At 54.5% G+C, this 19,129-nt stretch carries 17 protein-coding genes and 1 other annotated feature; of the genes, 16 read left to right on the top strand and 1 reads right to left on the bottom strand.

What is annotated here, in order from left to right; translation table 11 throughout:
- Positions 1–2 precede the first annotated feature (2 nt).
- The 12 genes from AC0YNV_RS11575 (at position 3) to leuS (ending at position 12,607) form a co-directional block, all read left to right on the top strand.
- Positions 3–1,265 carry a DUF58 domain-containing protein gene (locus AC0YNV_RS11575; protein ID WP_475768221.1) on the top strand — a complete coding sequence of 421 codons (1,263 nt, stop codon included), beginning with the start codon at positions 3–5 and terminating at the stop codon, positions 1,263–1,265.
- On the top strand, positions 1,262–3,487 hold the full coding sequence (locus tag AC0YNV_RS11570) for a transglutaminase-like domain-containing protein (RefSeq protein ID WP_475768220.1): 2,226 nt from the start codon (positions 1,262–1,264) through the stop codon (positions 3,485–3,487). Before AC0YNV_RS11575 ends, AC0YNV_RS11570 begins: the two co-directional genes overlap by 4 nt.
- Before the next feature lie 159 nt (positions 3,488–3,646).
- Positions 3,647–4,174, top strand: a complete 528-nt coding sequence (locus tag AC0YNV_RS11565; RefSeq protein ID WP_475768219.1) for a YqeG family HAD IIIA-type phosphatase — start codon at positions 3,647–3,649, stop codon at positions 4,172–4,174.
- Positions 4,171–5,292 carry a ribosome biogenesis GTPase YqeH gene (gene yqeH, locus AC0YNV_RS11560; protein WP_475768218.1) on the top strand — a complete coding sequence of 374 codons (1,122 nt, stop codon included), beginning with the start codon at positions 4,171–4,173 and terminating at the stop codon, positions 5,290–5,292. The genes AC0YNV_RS11565 and yqeH overlap by 4 nt, the downstream gene beginning before the upstream one ends.
- 19 nt (positions 5,293–5,311) lie before the next feature.
- Positions 5,312–6,214 (top strand): shikimate dehydrogenase, encoded by a 903-nt coding sequence (aroE, locus tag AC0YNV_RS11555; RefSeq protein WP_475768217.1) that lies wholly within the window; start codon positions 5,312–5,314, stop codon positions 6,212–6,214.
- A 25-nt stretch (positions 6,215–6,239) separates the two neighbouring features.
- Positions 6,240–6,539 (top strand): ribosome assembly RNA-binding protein YhbY, encoded by a 300-nt coding sequence (gene yhbY, locus AC0YNV_RS11550; RefSeq protein WP_210037755.1) that lies wholly within the window; start codon positions 6,240–6,242, stop codon positions 6,537–6,539.
- A gap of 62 nt (positions 6,540–6,601) precedes the next feature.
- Positions 6,602–7,189, top strand: a complete 588-nt coding sequence (gene nadD / locus AC0YNV_RS11545; protein ID WP_475768421.1) for a nicotinate-nucleotide adenylyltransferase — start codon at positions 6,602–6,604, stop codon at positions 7,187–7,189.
- Complete coding sequence (gene yqeK, locus AC0YNV_RS11540) at positions 7,179–7,754, top strand: bis(5'-nucleosyl)-tetraphosphatase (symmetrical) YqeK (protein WP_475768216.1); 576 nt, start codon at positions 7,179–7,181, stop codon at positions 7,752–7,754. The genes nadD and yqeK overlap by 11 nt, the downstream gene beginning before the upstream one ends.
- Entirely contained in the window at positions 7,751–8,098 is a 348-nt protein-coding gene (rsfS, locus tag AC0YNV_RS11535; protein ID WP_210037753.1) for a ribosome silencing factor, read from the top strand. The genes yqeK and rsfS overlap by 4 nt, the downstream gene beginning before the upstream one ends.
- Positions 8,095–8,997: a CvfB family protein gene (locus AC0YNV_RS11530; protein WP_210037752.1), complete on the top strand. Its 903-nt coding sequence runs from the start codon at positions 8,095–8,097 to the stop codon at positions 8,995–8,997. The genes rsfS and AC0YNV_RS11530 overlap by 4 nt, the downstream gene beginning before the upstream one ends.
- A 12-nt stretch (positions 8,998–9,009) precedes the next feature.
- Positions 9,010–9,783 (top strand): class I SAM-dependent DNA methyltransferase, encoded by a 774-nt coding sequence (locus tag AC0YNV_RS11525; protein ID WP_475768215.1) that lies wholly within the window; start codon positions 9,010–9,012, stop codon positions 9,781–9,783.
- A gap of 66 nt (positions 9,784–9,849) precedes the next feature.
- Positions 9,850–10,092: a binding site (T-box leader), on the top strand.
- A gap of 73 nt (positions 10,093–10,165) precedes the next feature.
- Positions 10,166–12,607, top strand: a complete 2,442-nt coding sequence (gene leuS, locus AC0YNV_RS11520; protein WP_475768214.1) for a leucine--tRNA ligase — start codon at positions 10,166–10,168, stop codon at positions 12,605–12,607.
- A 68-nt stretch (positions 12,608–12,675) separates the two neighbouring features.
- On the opposite strand, the gene comER is transcribed toward leuS, so the two are convergent.
- A complete protein-coding gene (gene comER / locus AC0YNV_RS11515) occupies positions 12,676–13,515 on the bottom strand; it encodes a late competence protein ComER (protein WP_210037749.1) in 840 nt (279 codons plus the stop codon).
- A gap of 128 nt (positions 13,516–13,643) precedes the next feature.
- On the opposite strand from comER, the gene AC0YNV_RS11510 reads away from it, so the two are divergent.
- The 4 genes from AC0YNV_RS11510 to AC0YNV_RS11495 all read left to right on the top strand — a co-directional run bounded on the left by AC0YNV_RS11510 (position 13,644) and on the right by AC0YNV_RS11495 (position 19,067).
- The gene (locus AC0YNV_RS11510) at positions 13,644–14,303 is read left to right on the top strand and encodes a ComEA family DNA-binding protein (RefSeq protein ID WP_475768213.1); all 660 of its coding nucleotides are present in this window, start codon (positions 13,644–13,646) and stop codon (positions 14,301–14,303) included.
- A 68-nt stretch (positions 14,304–14,371) separates the two neighbouring features.
- Positions 14,372–15,664 carry a homocysteine synthase gene (locus AC0YNV_RS11505; protein ID WP_475768212.1) on the top strand — a complete coding sequence of 431 codons (1,293 nt, stop codon included), beginning with the start codon at positions 14,372–14,374 and terminating at the stop codon, positions 15,662–15,664.
- 35 nt (positions 15,665–15,699) lie between these two features.
- Entirely contained in the window at positions 15,700–16,230 is a 531-nt protein-coding gene (locus AC0YNV_RS11500) for a deoxycytidylate deaminase (protein WP_475768211.1), read from the top strand.
- A gap of 101 nt (positions 16,231–16,331) precedes the next feature.
- Positions 16,332–19,067 carry a ComEC/Rec2 family competence protein gene (locus AC0YNV_RS11495; RefSeq protein WP_475768210.1) on the top strand — a complete coding sequence of 912 codons (2,736 nt, stop codon included), beginning with the start codon at positions 16,332–16,334 and terminating at the stop codon, positions 19,065–19,067.
- The last annotated feature ends 62 nt before the right edge of the window (positions 19,068–19,129 follow it).

Here is a 19,129-nt window from a genome sequence, read left to right as displayed (position 1 = left end):
ATATGCTGACAGCAAAAGCAACGATGTTCAGATGGCGGATGTTTGGCATCATCTATATCGGCGCCCTGCTGTTCCTGCTGTTTCAGGGCGGCAAAACATCCTTAATGCTCTTTTGTATCTTGAATGTACTGCTGCTTTATCTTGTGATGGGCAGGTGGAGCGGAATCGCTAATGTGACGGGCATGCGCCGTCTGTCCAATGCGGCGGGAGGCGTATCGCAATCCGAGCATACGCTGTCCGCGGGCGCAAGAATGGAAGTGCATATTTCCATCCGGGTTCCCGGCGTTTGGCCGATACCGTATATTCTGGTGCGCGACCGTCTTGTCCGCCAGAACGGCAGCTCGGTTCCGTTTGAAGCCTCGTTCGTGCCGAGCTACCGGAGAGCGGGGGAAATCACGTATACCACACCGCCGCTGGAGCGCGGCGTTTATCAGTTCGCGCCTACAGAGTGCTCGACCCGCGATATTTTCGGCTTGTTCGAGCATGTGGGTTCCTTTGAATCCTCCGTTCCCTTCAGCGTTTATCCGAGAATGGTATCCATCCGGCAGTGGCGTCAGCTCAAGCTGGGTGTAAAAGGACCCTATTCCACCTCTTCATCGCGTCTGTCGGCGAAGGAGACCACTCAGATCAACGGCGTCCGCGAATATATCTATGGCGACCGGCTCTCCCGTATTCACTGGAATGCTACGGCAAGAACCGGGCAATGGAAGTCGAAGGAGTTTGAACGCGAATCCCTGCCCAGAACCGTGTTTGTGCTGGACCGCTATTCAGGTTCATACGAGAACCAGGAGCAGTTCGAGACCGGCGTGTCCGTCATTGCTTCCCTGCTTGAATTCGGGTTTCGGCGGGCTACTGCAGTCGGTCTGGTATCCGCAGGGGAGAGTGTGGACAGCTTTGCGCCGCAATCGTCCTCGGATCACCGTCTGATGCTCATGAACCATCTCGTGAAGGTTCAGCCCGATGGAACGACTCCGTTATACCGGATGCTGAGACAGTCGTCGTCGTTGATCCCTGCGGGGTCTTTCGTGGTGATTGTAAGTCCGCAAGGCGGCGAAGAGGCGGTGCGTTCGATGGAATGGTTGAAGCGCAAGGGTACCGTGCCTGTATTGATCCATCTTAAGGGCTCGAGCAATGTTGTGGGGATAGGAGATTCCCTGGTCAAAGGCGCAGACTGGCTGCGGCTGCTGCAGCGGAGCGGCTACGCAGCGCATTCGCTTGGCGCTCTCCAGGAACTTCCCGGCGTCCTGGAAGGAGGGACCGCATGAATCCTTCCCGCGGATTTGTCAAATGGCTGACGGCCGATTTGTATTTGAAGCTGTCGGCTTTGTTTACCGGCATCATTATCTTTCAATGGATCAGCTGCCTGGGAGATTATTGGTGGGAAGAAACTTTCGCGGTCGTTAACGGGCTGCTCCTGACCACCTTTTTATTTGTCGCATTCCTTCCTTCAAAAATCATGTCAGGCCTGTTGCAGCTGCTTGCGATTTTGGTTCTCAATATTATATTTACGGATTTTCAGTGGGTCTCCTTTATCGGAGATAAACGAAAAGCAGCTGACTGGGCGGATTGGGCCGGTTCGCAGTTCGACCAGCTGTCGCCTATTTTGTGGATCAGCCTTGCAGTATGGGTGATCTTCCGGTTAATCCTTGTTTTCCGGATGAAGCGTATCGGCATTATTGGTATTGTCGGTTTGGCGCTTCTTTCCCTGACCATTATGGATTCATTATTTACGCCGATTTATTTGTGGGACGAGATCGCCTGGATCGTCTTTACGGGACTTGCCTGGCTTGTGGCCAGTCATTTTTCAGGCTTCAAGCAAAGCCATCCGGACAGCTGGCGCCATCTGCTGGATTACCCGCTCAGCCTGTTCCTGCCCGTCCTGCTTATTTTCGCGATCTTCATGGGCGCGGGGTTGTTCGTTCCGACAATCAAGCCGATTCTGACCGATCCCTATACAGCCTGGAAAGAGTCCAGAGGGGAAGCGGTTCCTTCTTTTGTGGGGGATAAGGGAGTCAGTTCCTCCGCACCGAAGAACACCGGCGACAGCCGCTCAGGCTACAGCCGCAATGATGATGAATTGGGCGGCGGCTTCAAATTCGATTATTCTCCCGTCATGACGGTTACTACCACCAAACGCAGCTATTGGCGCGGCGAAACGAAGGCTTTCTATAATGGAAGCGGCTGGGAGGAAGCGAGGGGAGAAAGACAGGAAGAATTGGTCGGCTCCATAGCGAAGGATGAGCAGCTGCAGCCGATCGGGCAGCCGGATTCCGTCCAGACGGACAAGGTGGAACAGACCTTCACCATGCTCCGCGATGACAAGTATCCCGTATTGTTTGGCGCGGGACCGATAGCAAGCGTGGTTTCCGTCAATGACGGCGAGGGCTCGCTGCCCCGTCTGAACTGGATGCCGCAGTCATGGGAGCTGAGATTACCCCAGAGGAATGCCAGCTATCCCAAAACCTACTCGATTGTCTCGGAAGTAACGCTGCTCGACGAACCGGCGCTGCGTGAGGGTAAGGCGGCCCGGGACGACAGCGAGATGAGTCCCATGTATACCCAGCTGCCTGAGGAGCTTCCGCAGCGTGTCCGGGATCTAGCGGCAACCATCACCAAGGATGCGTCAACGCCTTACGATAAAGCCAAGGCGATCGAGGCGTATCTGCAGCTGAACTATACGTATACGAATGAGCCTGATTTGACCAAGAAAGAGAGCAGCGATTTCGTGGATTCCTTTCTCTTTGAGTTACGGGAGGGCTATTGCGATTACTTCTCTACCGCGATGGCAGTGCTGACCCGCGCTTCCGGCATTCCGGCCAGATGGGTGAAAGGTTACGCTCCGGGGGCTATGGCGGTCGATCCCAGTATGATGGGGATGGAGGGCACACCGGGATTGGATCTTAATCCCGATGGCTCTGGCACCTATACGGTGCGCAATGCGGATGCCCATTCGTGGGTAGAGGTTTATTTTGACGGATACGGCTGGCTGCCATTCGAGCCGACGGCGGGCTTCCTGTATCCCTACCTGCTGCCTGAGGAAAAAGCGGCCCCGCTTCCCGAGGTTGAGCCCGAAGTACCTGCAGCCGTTGATGAGCCTGTGGCAGCGGAAAGCTTCAAAATGCCGGTCTGGGTCTACATTGCAGGCGCAGCCGTAATCGCTGCGTTGATCGTGCTTTTCCGTCTGCGTGCCATTCTTGCGGCTTTGCGCCGCTACCGCCGCGGTACGGGCACTATTAATGAGATGATTGTGAAAGAAACGAACCGATTGATCAAATACTGCCGTAAAAAAGGTCTTGACCGTCAGGCGAATGAAACGGTTCGTGAAACCATGACTCATTGGTCCGGGCGGTTGACCTTTCTGCAGTCCGAGTTCAAGGTTGTGCTGGGAACCTTTGAGAAAGCGATGTACAGCAGCCAGATGCTGACCCAGGAGGAAGCCGACCGTTTCGACAGCAATGTGAAGCTGATCCGTGAGCGTATCGGGTAAATAATGGATCAAATAACCGGACGGCATCGGCATGCCTTCCGGTTATTTGATTCTGCAAGGGGATGCCTGACGACGGCGGGCTGGAGAATCGTGCTTTGCAACAAATTCCCTTTGTATGGTATAGTTTTTCCTGATAGCGATAACAGGGGAGTCGAAAATATGTTTGAACGGCTGTTGCCGCATATGCGCGTCAATACCATTTACGATATCGATTTGCATGCCTTGAAGGAACAGGGCATTCTCGGGATCATAACCGATCTGGACAATACACTTGTTGGCGCCAAAGTGCCGCTCGCCACACCGGAGCTTGTCAAATGGCTTGATGTTGTGCGCGATTTGGGCTTTACGGTCGTCATCGTATCGAATAACCACCGCACCCGTGTCTCGAAATTCGCTGACCCGCTGCGCATTCCGTTTGTTCATGCCGCCCGCAAACCATCCAACAAGGCGTTTGTCAGAGCACTTACGGTAATGGAGCTGGCAGCCGAGCAAACGGCGGTCATTGGCGATCAGATGATGACAGATGTTCTCGGCGGCCGGCGGATGGGACTGTTCACGATTCTTGTCAGCCCGATATCGCCTGGCGATGAAGGGTTCATGACCCGGATCAACCGCAGGATCGAACGAGTGGCCCTGTCCCGTTTGCGCAAAAAAGGGCTGTGGCCCGAGGAGGAACGTAAGTCTTGACAAATGAGCAATTAGAGCTGGGCGCTTGTGCAGGCTGTGGAATCAAACTGCAAACGGATTCGGCCGACAAGCTTGGGTATATCCCGCAATCGGCGCTGGAGAGAGAGCCTTTAATCTGCCAGCGCTGCTTTCGTATCAAGAATTATAACGAGGCGGCTTCCGTCGCCATTGATCAGGACGACTTTCTAAGACTGCTCGGCGGTATTGCCGCAACCGACAGCCTGGTCGTTCATATTGTCGATTTATTTGACTTCGAAGGCAGTCTGATATCCGGGCTGCAGCGGTTTGTCGGCAATAATCCGGTGCTGCTTGTCGTCAATAAAGTGGATTTGCTGCCCAAAGGCATTAATATGAACAGACTGCTCAACTGGGTGCAAAGGCAAGCCAAGGCTCAGGGACTGCGGACAGTGGATATCGTTTTGTGCAGCGCGAAGCGCAACATCGGATTTGAACGTGTGGTTGAAGCGTTGGCCGAGCACCGCGGCGACCGGGATGTGTATGTCGTAGGCGCGACCAATGTCGGGAAATCCACGTTGATTAACCGGATCATCCGCGATTACAGCGATCTTGAGCGTGAGCTGACCACGTCCCGCTATCCGGGAACGACGCTTGATGCCGTGCATATTCCGCTTGATGACGGACATGACATCATTGATACTCCAGGCATCGTCTATAATCACCGGTTGACCGAAGTGGTTCCCCGCGGCGTGCTGCAGGCGCTGCTGCCGGACAAGCCGATCAAGCAGGTCGTTTATCAATTAAACGAACAGCAGACGCTGTTTATCGGGTCGCTGGCCCGATTTGATTTTGCCCAGGGTCCGAGACAATCGTTCACCTTGTACACCTCCAATGCGCTGCCGATTCACCGGACGAAGCTGGAGCGGGCCGATCAGCTGTTCGCCGATCATCGGGGAGAGATGCTCGCTCCGCCGACCAGAGAGCAGCTGGAGGAAATCCCGGCGTGGACACGGCATCGATTGACGATCAAACGCGGCTCCGATATGGATGTGGTAATCTCCGGTCTGGGCTGGATTCGTATCAATGATACGTCGGGAGCGATTCTCGATGTCTACGCCCCCAAAGGCATACGGGTTATGCTGCGAGAAGCGCTGATTTGAGAAGGAGTGGGCTAAGACAGTGAGTACAGCAGACAACTTTACGGGGATATCCGACCAGGCTGGAAATGTTGTGGACAGCCACACCAGCTTGTACAGTGTCATCGGCGATCCTATCCATCATTCCAAATCACCGGTCATGATGAACAGGGCCTTCCGGGAAACGGGCATTAACGGGATTTATACGGCTTTTCATATTAAGGACGCACAGCTGCCTGATTTTGTGGCTGGCGTGCGGGCGATGGGAATCAGAGGCGTGAATGTCACCATCCCTCACAAGCTTGCTGTCATGCCGCTGCTTGATGAGATTGACGAGAGCGCCCGGGCCATAGGGGCGGTAAATACAATCGTAAACCATGATGGCCGTCTTGTTGGCTACAATACCGACGGGATCGGATATGTCCGGTCCTTGAAGGAAGAAGCGGAGCCGAATTTGGCAGGGAAGCGGATACTGATCGTTGGCGCTGGCGGCGCGACAAGAGGGATCGTGTATGCCCTGGCCCGCGAAGGAGCGGCCAGCATTACGATCTCGAACCGCACGGTGCAGCGGGCGGAGGAGCTGGTCCTGGCCTTCGAAGGCCAAACAGACATTCTGCGGGCCATCGGCAGCGAAGCACTGCGGGAAGCATGCGGCGAAGCAGATATCATAATTAATACGACATCGCTCGGGATGCATCCGAAGATCGATGAGACGCCTGTCGATGCCAGCTGGCTTGTGCCCGGCGCCATCGCGAGCGATTTGATTTATAACCCGATGGCGACCCGCTTTCTGGCGGAGGCGAGGCAGCGGGGCTGCAGAATTCATGGGGGGCTCGGGATGTTTATCTATCAGGGGGCCTACGCCTTTGAATTCTGGACAGGCCGCAAGGCTCCTGTCGAGGCGATGCGTTCGGCCGTGCTTGATGCGTTCAGCGCGGGACGCTAATATGACGAAAGAAGGAACAATCAACATGCTTACAGGCAAACAGAAACGGCATTTGCGCGCACTTGCGCATCATTTGCAGCCCGTATTTCAGGTGGGCAAAGGCGGAATGAACGAAAATCTTGTCCGCCATGTGGAAGAAGCGATCGAGAAGCGCGAGCTACTCAAAATTTCAGTCCTGAACAATTCTGTCGAGGATCCAAAAGAAGTGGGCGAATGGCTGGCGGAGGAAGCGGAAGCGGAGCTCGTGCAGGTGATCGGCAAGACCATTGTTCTTTACAAGGAATCCAAAGACTATAAAACAATCGTACTGCCGAAAAACAGTTAATACGCGAACCTTGCGAGGGTCATAGGGATGGCGCATGGTAACGGAAGGGAGCGGACATCTTGATAAAAGTTGGTATAATGGGCGGAACATTCGATCCGATTCATTACGGGCATCTGCTCGCTGCGGAAACAGCGCGTGAGGCGTGCGGTCTTGACGAGGTATGGTTCATCCCTACTTTTCAGCCTCCGCTGAAAGACAATGAGCCGGGAGCAGAAGGGCCTTCCAGGCTTGAAATGGTATATCGGGCTATTGACTTTCAACCGCATTTCCGAGCCCTTGATATTGAGCTTGAGCGGGGCGGAACGAGCTATACCATTGATACGGTAGAGGCACTTCTGGAGCAGAATCCGGAGCGATCGTTCAGCATTATTATCGGATCGGATCGGATTAACGACCTTCCAAGCTGGCATCGTGCCAAGGAACTGGCGGAGCTGGTCAACTTCATCGGTGTGGAACGCCCGGGAGAAGCAATTGAGAAATCGCAGCTTCCGGATTACATTCTGGACCGGCTGCAAATAACGCAGATGCCGCTTATCGGACTTTCCTCGACGGATATCCGCAGGCGCAGGGCAGAAGGCTCATCCATCCGTTTCATGGTGCCGGAGAAGGTCCACTCTTTTATAAAAAGGAATGGTCTATATGAATCGTGATGACATGATAGCCGCTGTTCAGGCCGAGATGCCCGAGCGCCGCTGGAAGCATACGCTTGGCGTCATGGAGACATCCGTAGTGCTTGCCCGGCGCTTCGGGGAAGATCCGGAGCGGGCAGAGCTCGCCGCGATTTTGCATGATGTGGCGAAGTATTGGCAAACGTCGCGAATGGAAGCCATTATCCGCAAGGAGGGCCTTCCCCCCGATCTGCTCAAGTATGACAAAGAGCTGTGGCACGCGCCTGTTGGCGCCTACGTCGCCGAACATAACTTTGGCGTCACGGACCCCGAGGTGTTGGATGCTATTCGTTATCATACCTCGGGCCGGGAAGACATGACGCGGATGGACAAAATCGTCTGTCTGGCCGACTACATGGAGCCGGGAAGAGATTTTCCGGGAGTGGAGCGAATTCGCGAGCTGTCCGGACAGCATTTGGAGAAGGCGCTGATCGCCGGATTTGACTCCACCATCACTCATTTACTGGCCCAAGGGAAGCGGATTTACCCGCTCACCATAGCAGCACGCAACGATTTACTATTAAAAGCCAGGGAGGCTGAGCAATGACCATAAAACCAGAGAAACTTCTGCAGCTCGTAGTAGCAGCGGCCGAGGAGAAAAAAGCGCATCAGATCGTCGCTCTCAATTTGCAGAACATTTCGCTTGTGGCCGATTATTTTGTGATCTGCCACGGTAATTCGGATACGCAGGTACAGGCGATTACAACGGAAATACGCAAGCAGGCGGAGTCCAATGGCGCGCGTTTGCGCGGAATTGAGGGCATGGACTCGGGACGGTGGGTGCTCATCGATCTCGGAGATGTCGTTGTCCATGTTTTCCACCGGGAAGAACGTGAATATTACAATATTGAGCGGCTGTGGTCCGACGCGAAAGTTGTGGAGTTTGCATGAGTTTAATAGCCGGTACAATCCAGAAGTTCAGGGTGGCGCGCGAAGTGTCGCCCTACGGCTATTTTTTGAGCGATGGAGAATCGGAAGTGCTGCTTCACTATACCGAGCTTGTCGGTCACCGTCCGAAAGTGGACGATGAAGTTGAAGCCTTCATATTTTATGATACCGATGACCGGATCGCGGCAACGATGAAGCAGCCGTTCATTACGCTTGGCAAGGTCGCCCGTCTGGCGGTTGCGGATATCCATCCGCGTATCGGCGCTTTTCTGGAGATGGGACTCGGGCGGCAGCTGCTGCTTCCAATGTCCGAGCAGCCGGAGCTCAAGGAGCTGCGCCCCCAGCGCGGCGATGAAGTGCATGTGATCCTGGCCCATGACAAAATCGGCCGTCTCGTGGCAAAAGTGGCTTTTGAAGAAGAGCTTGCCGAGCTTGCTTTTTCCGCACCGGAGTCCTGGCGCAATACATGGGTGGAAGGCTTTGTCACCAAGACGCTGAAGATTGGTTCTTTTGTACTTATTGACGGCGGTGTTGTCGGTTTTGGCGTTATGGGCTTCATTCCTGCAGAGGAGCGGACCAAGCTGCTGCGGCTGGGCGAGCGTGTCCGGGCCAGAGTGACGTTCATCCGTGAAGACGGACGGGTCAATTTGTCGATGACTCCCCGCAAGGAAGTGGGCAGGCTGGAGGATTCGGAACGCATCCTTGCCTTTCTGCGGGAGCGGCCTGACGGCGCCATGCCGTATTCGGACGAAACATCGGCTGATATCATTAAACAGAAGTTTAATATAAGCAAGTCGGCTTTCAAGCGGGCGATTGGCAAGCTCATGAGGGAAGGGCTTGTTGTGCAGGACGGAAGCTGGACGACCCTGGTACAGGAAAAGCAGCCTGCAGAAGAAGAATAGAGGAGAGAAGCGATGCGTGCTTACCGGCAGTTTGCCACCGTTTACGACCGTCTCATGGAGGACATGCCCTATTCCGATTGGCTGCGGTTTGCAAGGGAGTGCTGGGACCGCTACGGCATCCCGCAAACCGTCGTCGATCTGGGCTGCGGCACGGGGAGTCTGGCGATTCCGCTCGCTCGCTCCGGTTTTCAGGTATTCGGTATCGATCTCTCGGCTGACATGCTCAGCATCGGGCGGAGCAAATGGGACGAAAGTCCGCAGCAGGCGATTCGGTCCTCTGCTGGCGCCATCCGCTGGCTGCAGCAGGATATGTGCAGCTGGGAGCTGCCGGAGCAGGTTGATGCCGTTATCTCCTTTTGCGACTGCATCAATTATTTGACGGAAATGGATTATGTGGAAGCCGCCTTCCGTGCCACCTATGAAGGACTTAAGCCCGGCGGCGTCTTTCTTTTCGATGTGCATCCGCCCAGGACTCTGCAGCGTTACGCGGATGAGCAGCCCTTCGTGCTTGATGACCGGGATATCGCCTACATCTGGACGAGCGATCTGGACAGCGAACGGGTGGAAATCGAGCATCATCTGACGATTTTTGTTCGTGAGTCGGATGAGCGGCCGTCCCATTACAACCGTTTTGAAGAGATTCATGTCCAGCGGGCTTATCAGCCGAAGTGGATTCTGGAGGCGCTGGCGAGAGCGGGGTTTGGCAGGGTGGAATCGTTCGCGGACTTTAGGCTGGCTGCGCCCGATGACCGTTCTGAGCGGCTCTTCTTCGCTGCGGTAAAATGAAGACTTATCCAGATGTGCTCTTGACATGCGTGGGGGTGCTTCTTTATAATCGAACTAATCATTTTAGGTTTGGCGTCGATAAGGAGCAGTAGTTTCCTTGAACTGGATTCAGAGAGCCGGCGGTTGGTGCAAGCCGGACCAGAGGGGTTATGAACTCGCCTTGGAGCCGCACGTGCAAGCAGGCATATTAGCTTATGGCCTGTCTAAGCGTGCCGTCCCGCCCGCGTTAAGGGTTCGAGTGAGCAGCGGCAAAGCATGCCTGTTGTTAACTAGGGTGGTACCACGGGAGATAATCCTCTCGTCCCTAGCGTTTACGCTGGGGGCGGGAGGTTTTTTTATGAAAAATATGCGAATAAGCAAATGAAACCGGGAGGCAATGGTAATGTCACAGGAACGTCCAGAGCAGCAAGGCTATAACCCACTGGTCATTGAGCCGAAATGGCAGATGTATTGGGATGAGCACAAGACTTTTCAAACGACTGAGGATCAGGGAAAACCGAAATTTTACGCGCTCGATATGTTTCCGTATCCATCCGGCTCAGGGCTGCATGTAGGCCATCCCGAAGGGTACACGGCTACCGATATCGTCTCCCGCTACAAACGGATGAAGGGCTATAATGTCCTCCACCCGATGGGCTGGGACGCGTTCGGACTGCCTGCGGAGCAGCATGCTCTGGATACGGGGGAGCATCCTCGGGAAATTACGGTCAAGAATATCAATAATTTCCGCAGACAAATCAAGTCGCTTGGCTTCTCGTATGATTGGGACCGCGAATTCAGCACCACCGATCCCGATTATTACAAATGGACGCAGTGGATATTCATTCAGCTGTTTAACAAGGGACTCGCTTATGTGGCGGAGGTTCCTGTTAACTGGTGTCCTGCGCTGGGCACAGTGCTTGCGAACGAAGAAGTCATCAACGGCCTGAGCGAACGGGGCAATCATCCCGTCATCCGCAAGCCGATGCGCCAATGGGTGCTGAAGATCACGGAATATGCGGAGAGGCTGCTTGAGGATCTGGAGGAACTGGACTGGACCGAAAGCATCAAGGACATGCAGCGCAACTGGATCGGCAAATCAAAGGGAGCAGAAGTGACCTTTGCCATCGATGGCTATGAGGAATCGCTGGTCGTGTTTACGACAAGGCCCGATACGCTTTTTGGCGCAACATACTGCGTGCTGGCGCCGGAGCACGAGCTTGTCGCTCAAATTACGACTGCGAAGCAGAAGGCTGCCGTGGAAGCTTACCAGGAGTCGGCCGCGCGCAAAAGCGATCTGGAACGCACAGATTTGGCCAAGGACAAAACGGGCGTATTTACAGGAGCCTATGCCATCAATCCGGTGAGCGGAGCCAAAACACCGATCTGGATCGCCGATTACGTTCTTGCTGGATACGGCACCGGGGCCATTATGGCAGTACCGGGCCATGATCAACGCGATTGGGAATTCGCCAAGCAGTTTGATCTGCCTATAGTGGAGGTTGTTCAGGGCGGGACGATCACCGGGGAAGCCTACGCCGGAGACGGTCCCCATGTGAATTCGCAATATTTGAACGGATTGAACAACGAAGAGGCTATCGCCCTGATGATCCGCAAGCTGGAGGAGAACGGCAAGGGCAAAGGCAAAATCACCTACCGCCTTCGCGACTGGCTGTTCAGCCGCCAGCGTTATTGGGGGGAGCCGATTCCGATTCTTCATCTGGAGGATGGCACGATGAAGCCGGTTCCGGATGATCAGCTGCCGTTGCTGCTGCCGGAAATCGATCAGATCAAGCCTTCCGGGACGGGCGAATCGCCTTTGGCGAATGTAACCGAATGGGTGGAGACGATTGATCCGGAAACGGGGATGAAGGCGCGCCGGGAAACCAATACGATGCCGCAATGGGCAGGCAGCTGCTGGTATTATCTGCGGTTTATTGATCCTCACAACCAGAATGAGCTTTGTTCCAAGGAGAAGCAGGCGCAGTGGCTGCCGGTGGATCTGTATATCGGCGGCGCGGAGCATGCCGTGCTTCATCTGCTTTATGCGCGCTTTTGGCATAAGGTGCTGTACGATCTGGGTATTGTGGATACGAAGGAGCCGTTCCATAAGCTGGTCAATCAAGGCATGATTCTTGGCATGAATAATGAGAAGATGAGCAAATCGCGGGGCAATGTCATCAATCCTGATGATATTGTCAATGAGTTCGGGGCAGATACGCTGCGGATGTATGAGATGTTCATGGGACCGCTTGAAGCTACGAAGCCATGGAATACCAACGGTGTGGAAGGGATGTATCGTTTCCTCAGCCGCGTATGGCGTATGGCGATCGGGGAAGACGGCGCTCTTCATGCGAAAATATCGGATGCAAAAACGTCGGATGCGTTCAAGCGCACCTGGCATCGCACGATCAAGAAGGTAACGGACGATTACGAGCATCTGCGCTTCAATACGGCGATCAGTCAACTGATGATATTCGTCAATGAGGCGTACAAGGCAGAATCGCTCCCCCGGGAAGCAGTCGAGCATTTTGTTCAGATGCTGTCTCCGCTCGCGCCGCATATCGCCGAAGAGCTGTGGTCAAAGCTGGGTCATACCGGTTCGGTCACTTATGTGGCTTGGCCAGCCTATGATGAGTCCTGGACGATTGATCAAGAGGTGGAAATTGTCGTACAGGTCAACGGAAAAATCCTCGATCGTCTCTCGATAGTGGCCGATACGGAGGAATCCGAGATGGAGAGCATCGCCAAGCAATCCGTTAAAGTGGCTGAGGCGCTTGAGGGCAAAACGATCCGCAAAGTAATTGCCGTCAAAGGCAAGCTTGTCAACATCGTAGCCAATTAAGGATCAGTCAAGGTAAGCAAAGCTGCCTGGTAAAAAGAGGTGAATGGCTTATTAACGCAAAGCATGCGTTATGGGCCATTCACCTCTTTGCCGTATAAGGAGAGAGCGACCCGCTCCAGATCTTCCTCGTATTTGGCATGTGTCGTCCGGATGACGGCATTGAATACACCGTCAAGCTCGCGGCTCAGCAGGGCAAGCGCCTGGGCGGTTATGCCGCCGGGAACGGCTACTCTTGCCTGAAGGGTTTCTGGCGACATGCCTCCTTCGGTGAGCAGCTGGCCGGTGCCATAGAGCATCGCGCTTGCCACAATCTCCGCCTCTTCCCGGGGGATTCCGGTTTCTTCAACCGCCGCGTTGATGAAGCTCTGCAGGACAAAGGCCATGAAGGCCGGACCGCAGCTGGAAATATCCGAGACGATCCGCGTATGCTTCTCATCAATGGCCAGAGGCGCGCTGATCATGGAGAAAAGGTTGTTCAGGCGGGCTTTATCCGCTTCATTCAGTCTATCGCCGTACATGCATAAGGTTGCGCCGCAGCATACATAATTCGTTATGCTGGGAATGACTTTCGCTATCTTGCAGGGGAGAGAATTTTCCAGCTGCTCAATCAGGACAGGGCTGGTAATCGAGATAACAATCTGGTCTTCCGACAGAATCCCGCGAATCTCCTCGATGACCCGTTTATATTCTAGCGGCTTGATGCACAAAAATATCAGATCCTGTCCGATGACGGCATCGCGGTTAAGGGGGACAGCGCGCAGGCCAAGGTGCCGGACGGCAAGCTTTTCCGCTTTGGCGAAGGTACGGTTGCTGGCGGTAATTTGTGACGGTTCAAGCGCGCCCGAACCGATAAACGAATCGATGAGCAAGCTTCCCATACTTCCGATTCCGATAAATCCAACATTCATCGTAACCCCTCCTTGGCACTTTGCTCTTACTACCCTATGCAAGGGGGCAAGGCCAACATAACCAAAAGTACGGCAAAGTTTTAGACATTATCGCCGGATAAATAAAGGACAGAGGTGACATCTACAATATGTACTCTGAAAAAAGAAGATCCGACTGGAATCGAAAATTTATGATGGCCGCCCTGCTTCTCCTGGGGGCCCTGCTGCTGGTCGCTGCGCTCTATCAGTCGGATTCCAGCGAGCCGCCAGGCTGGGTGGCTATGAACAGCCAGGTGAAAGAAGTGTTGAATCCGGCGGACAATGAGCCAGGACCTGCTGCGAAGGATAAGATAAAGAACGACGCTCCTGGCGCGGACCGGCAAAGCGGCGGGATGACGGTTCCAGCTTCAATAGATGCGGAAGAGGAGGGAGCCGCAAGCTCCACGGATGTCGCGGAGGACACCAAGATCTCAGGCGTAAGCAAGGCCAAGGAAGGAACCGGTGCCGGCTCGGAAGATATACCCTCAGACTCGGGGAAAGAGACAGACGCGAAGCAGGCGGCAGGAGGTGAGAAGGCTATCGAACCTCGGGGAGTCGGCCTGACCGAAGAGGGCAAAATCAACATTAATTTTGCTACGGCGCAGGAACTGGATGAGCTGCCCGGCATCGGGGAAGCCAAGGCGGGAACGATCGTTGCGGACAGGGAGAAGAATGGTCCGTTTCGCTCAGTTGACGATTTGCTCCGGGTCAAAGGAATCGGTCCCAAACTACTGGAAAAAATGAAACCTTCCATTGTTGTTGCGCCTTGATTGTGCGACAATGGGAAAAGCAGCGGCCAGAGCCGTTGCTGCTCAATTCCGGCGAGGAGGATTCTTACATGTCCGAACAACGCAAGCTTTCATTGGAAACGCTATCCGTCCACGGAGGCCAGGAAATCGATCCTGCGACCATGTCGCGGGCAGTACCGATTTATCAAACAACGTCTTATGGGTTCCGCGATACCGATCATGCTGCAGACTTGTTTGCGCTCAAGGAATTCGGCAATATCTACACCCGCATTATGAATCCGACAAGCGATGTGTTTGAGAAGCGTATTGCCGCTCTGGAAGGCGGGCCGGCCGCTCTAGCTGTCGCATCGGGTTCGGCGGCTATTACATATGCAATTCTGAACATAGCCGGCTCAGGAGATGAAATCGTTTCCGCGACCAGCTTGTACGGCGGGACTTATAATCTGTTTTCAACTACGCTTCCCAAGCTGGGCATCAAGGTCAATTTTGTCGATCCGCAGGATCCGAACAATTTCGAGGCCGCGATTACCGACAATACAAAAGCCCTTTTTGCGGAGAGCATTGGCAATCCGAAAGGTGATATTATTGATCTTGAAGCGGTCGCTGCCATTGCTCACAAGCATGGTATTCCGTTCATTGTCGACAACACGTTTCCAAGCCCGTTCTTGTGTCGTCCCCTTGAGCATGGCGCAGATATTGTGGTCCATTCCGCGACCAAGTTTATCGGAGGTCACGGGACGTCCATCGGCGGCGTCGTCGTGGATGGCGGTACCTTCGACTGGAAGGCAAGCGGAAAATTCCCCGGCTTGACCGAACCGGACCCCAGCTACCATGGCGTCATCTATACGGATGCCGTAGGGCCAATTGCATATATTATTAAAATGCGCGTCCAGCTGCTTCGCGATATGGGAGCTGCCATTTCGCCGTTCAACTCGTTCCTGCTGCTGCAGGGGCTGGAGACGCTGCATCTGCGGATGGAACGGCACAGCGCCAACGCTTTGGCTGTAGCTCAATTCCTCGAAGCTCACGATGCGGTGGAATGGGTCAACTATCCGGGGCTGCCGAGCCATGTCTCCTATGACCTTGGCCAGAAATATATGCCCAAAGGTCAAGGGGCGATCCTTACCTTCGGTATTAAAGGCGGGGCGGATGCCGGCAAAAAAGTGATTAATGCGGTATCGCTGTTCTCCCATTTGGCTAATGTGGGCGACTCGAAGTCGCTGATTATCCATCCGGCCAGCACAACCCATCAGCAGCTGTCGGAGAAGGAGCAGGAAGCGGCAGGCGTAGCGCCGGGAATGATCCGTCTTTCGATCGGAACTGAAGGCATCGACGATATTCTGCATGACCTGAGCCAGGCTTTGTCGGCCAGTCAGCAGTAGGATTAACAGGATAGGATAGGAGAGGAAAAATTACGATGGTTACGGATTCGCGCGAGAGCGCGCGCAAAGACTGGGATACTTACTTCATGGATATTGCCTACATGGTCTCCACGCGTTCACGTTGTTTGAGGCGGCATGTAGGGTCTGTGCTGGTGCAGGGGAAGAAGCTGCTCGGGACGGCATATAACGGAGCTCCCATGGGCGTGGCCGACTGTTCGGAGGCCGGCTGCATGATTGTGGAGGAGCTGGAGCTTCAAATTACGGACGGAGAAGAGCGGATGGTCAAAAAGCAGCGCTGTATCCGAACCATTCATGCGGAACAGAACCTGCTGCTCTTCACCGACCGGATCGACCGGGAAGGCTCTACCGTATATGTGACGGATCAGCCCTGCTGGACTTGTGCCAACATGCTTGCGAACAGCGGAATCAAGGAAATCGTCTACCATCGGAGTTACTTGAAGGACAGCGATAAAGTGATCGATCTGATGCGGCAAAAAGGCATTTTGTTCCGTGCATTGGCGGGATATGAGCCGCCGGAGCAGGCGAAGATGAATATCACATCCTGAGTATGGGATGCAATGAAGCATTTTGAGGAAGAACCTCTGTGAGCGCCTATTTGGGCGCTGCAGAGGTTCTTTTTTTTATTCGAAGGAAGGAGCGGCCCGAAATGAATATGAACAGTCGACCCTTGGTGTTTTTTACACTCTGCTGGGTACTTGGAAGTGCGGCTGGAGCAGGGCTGCTGTTTCCTGGCCTGCTGCTCGCAGGAGGGGCTCTTGCCGTCCTGCTGTTTGCACAGATACTGCTGCATCGTTCGACCTTGCTGCTGGCGGCCGCCTGCCTGATCGCCTTTGCCGGTGCAGCGGCAGAACGGGGTTGGTCGGACAAGCATAATGTCAGCGCGCTGCCATCACCCGATCAGGAGGCGGCGGCTCCCGGCACTTCCGCTGCGTACAGCGTGGAAGTCTCGGGAACGATTGTCTCGGCTGTCGAGGTGGACGGCGACCGCGCCCAATTTAAAACGCGCGTGCACGATGCCGCTGTGGCTGGCGAATCAGAGCCGCGCAATCTGAGCGAGCTTCTGCTTGTCAACGTCAAGCTTGCCGAGCAGCCGGATCAGGCCATTGCCGCGGGCTGGAGACGGGGGTCGCATATCGTGATCAATGGCGAAATCAGCGAGCCTGCTGCAGCGACCAATTTTGGCGGCTTCGATTACCGGAGCTATCTTCTCAGCCAGCGTATCCATTGGCTGCTTAAGGCAAACGGCATTTCATCCGTGCAAATAAGCCCCGGTCCGCGTCTGAGCAAGGCTTCTCTATTAAGTAGCATCGATGAGTTTCGCGGATCGCTCGGAAGCCGCATGGACGGGCTGTTCCCAGCGGATCAGGCCGGATATATGAAGGGACTGGTGCTGGGTATACGCGAGGACCTGGATCCGGAGCAGTTCCGGCAATTTTCCCAGCTGGGACTGACGCATATATTGGCGGTATCGGGTCTGCATGTAGCGGTATTCCTCTACGTCCTCGGGGGGATGCTGCGGCTGCTGCGATTGACCCGCGAGCGCATGCTGCTTATCATGATTGCCGCTGTCCCGTTCTATGTGCTTCTGGCGGGCGGCGCCCCCTCCATTATGCGGGCCGGAATCATGGCCATGCTGGGGTTGTTCGCGGCGCGGCTGAACAAGCTGAAGGACGGCCTGCACCTGTTGTCAGCCGCTGCGCTGCTGATGCTGGTTTGGGATCCCTATCTGCTTGAGGATGTTGGCTTTCAACTATCCTTTCTTGTTACAGCCGGACTCATTCTGGGCGTACAGCCTGTCAGGAAATTACTGCCCCGTGGCAAACGCTCGAAGGCGCTGTTTGATTTGATCGCTGTAACGGTGGTGGCCCAGGCTGTATCGTTTCCGCTCACTATCTATTATTTTAATCAGATCCACCTGCTTTCCTTGCTGGCAAACTTCATTCTGGTACCGTTCATCAGCTTCGTCGTTATGCCCCTTGGAGGCGCTGCGTTAGTTCTGGACAGTCTATGGCATGCAGGAGCAGCGTGGCTCGGTTCGGTTGCGTCAGTAGCCAACCGTTTGAGCTTTGGCGTTGTACTGCAGCTAAGCGGATTCCAGCAACTCCGCTTCATTATTGGTTCGCCGCCGTTTGGCTGGGTTCTTTATATGTACGCATCAATAGGATTGTGCCTGTCGTTGCTTCATCGTCGGGGCTTGCAGCCAATCTTCGGGAAGTCATCGGAGCAGCCTGACAACGATACCCAACCGATGGGCGGAAAGCAGTGGGTGGAAGAAGACGTTACCCAGCCTCTGGGTTCGCTTCTTCCGAACCGGGCGGAGGCTTCCCCTGGCGCATCGGGTTCCAGACAGCCTATCCAATCCACCGGTCGAATTATAATTCCCGTCCTGCTTTGCTTGGCGCTGATTGCTCCGATTCTGTGGGCCTATTATCCGAAATGGAACAATAACGATGCCTACGTCAGCTTTCTGGATGTGGGGCAGGGAGATTCTATTCTGATCCGGACAGCACATGGCAAGCATATTCTCATAGATGGAGGGGGATCGGTGAGCTTTCGGAAGAAGGGGGAGGAGTGGAAGGATCGCGACGATCCGTTCGAGGTAGGCCGCAAGGTCCTTGTTCCGCTGCTGCAAAAGCGCGGCGTGCAGCAGATAGATCTGCTGGTCATGACTCATCTGGACAGCGATCATATCAAGGGGCTGCGGGCTGTCGTAGACAATATTCCTGTCAAAGGGATGCTTTGGAACGGTACCTTCAAGCGCTCCGATGATGCGGTTTTCATGCTTGGCGCTGCCGTTGACAAGGGAATTCCGATGTACCGCAGCGAGGCCGGCCAAAGCTGGGAAATCGACGATGGAGCGACCATCTCCTTAATTGGAGGAAACAGGGATAGCGAATCCGACACTATTCCTCTGGTGGAGGAACAGAATGGGCAGAGCGTAGCGATGATCGTGGAGCTGTACGGAAGATCGTTTCTGCTGACCGGCGATGCCGATGCAGCGGAGGAGCGTGCGATTCTTGCCCGGATTTCTGAATCCGGGGGAGCTTTGCTCGAACAGCCGGCAAGCGCTGCTATCGGTGAACATGAAGAAAATCAAGCAATAAATAAAACAAAATCGAATGTCATCGACGTAATGAAAGTTTCCCATCACGGAAGTAAAACCTCTTCCACACCGGAGTGGCTTGCCTACTGGCAGCCTCATACTGCGGTCATTTCTGTCGGCAGGAACAATACGTATGGACATCCGAACGGCGAGGTCATGGAGCGTTTAACCGCTGCCGGAGCCGATGTGAAACGCACGGATCTGAGCGGCGAGATTGAGTATCGCATCACTGCGGACAGTCAGTTGTTCGCACGGCAGATGCTTGCTGGATGGCCTTAAAGGGAAATTATTTGGAGCCGTGTTTTTGGGCAATAGGAGGATATTGCCAATTATTGTCGAAT

This window comes from Paenibacillus sp. JT31N11 (assembly GCF_056269285.1).
Note: the sequence above shows the minus strand (reverse complement) of the source record. Positions and strands in the feature narration are given on the sequence as shown.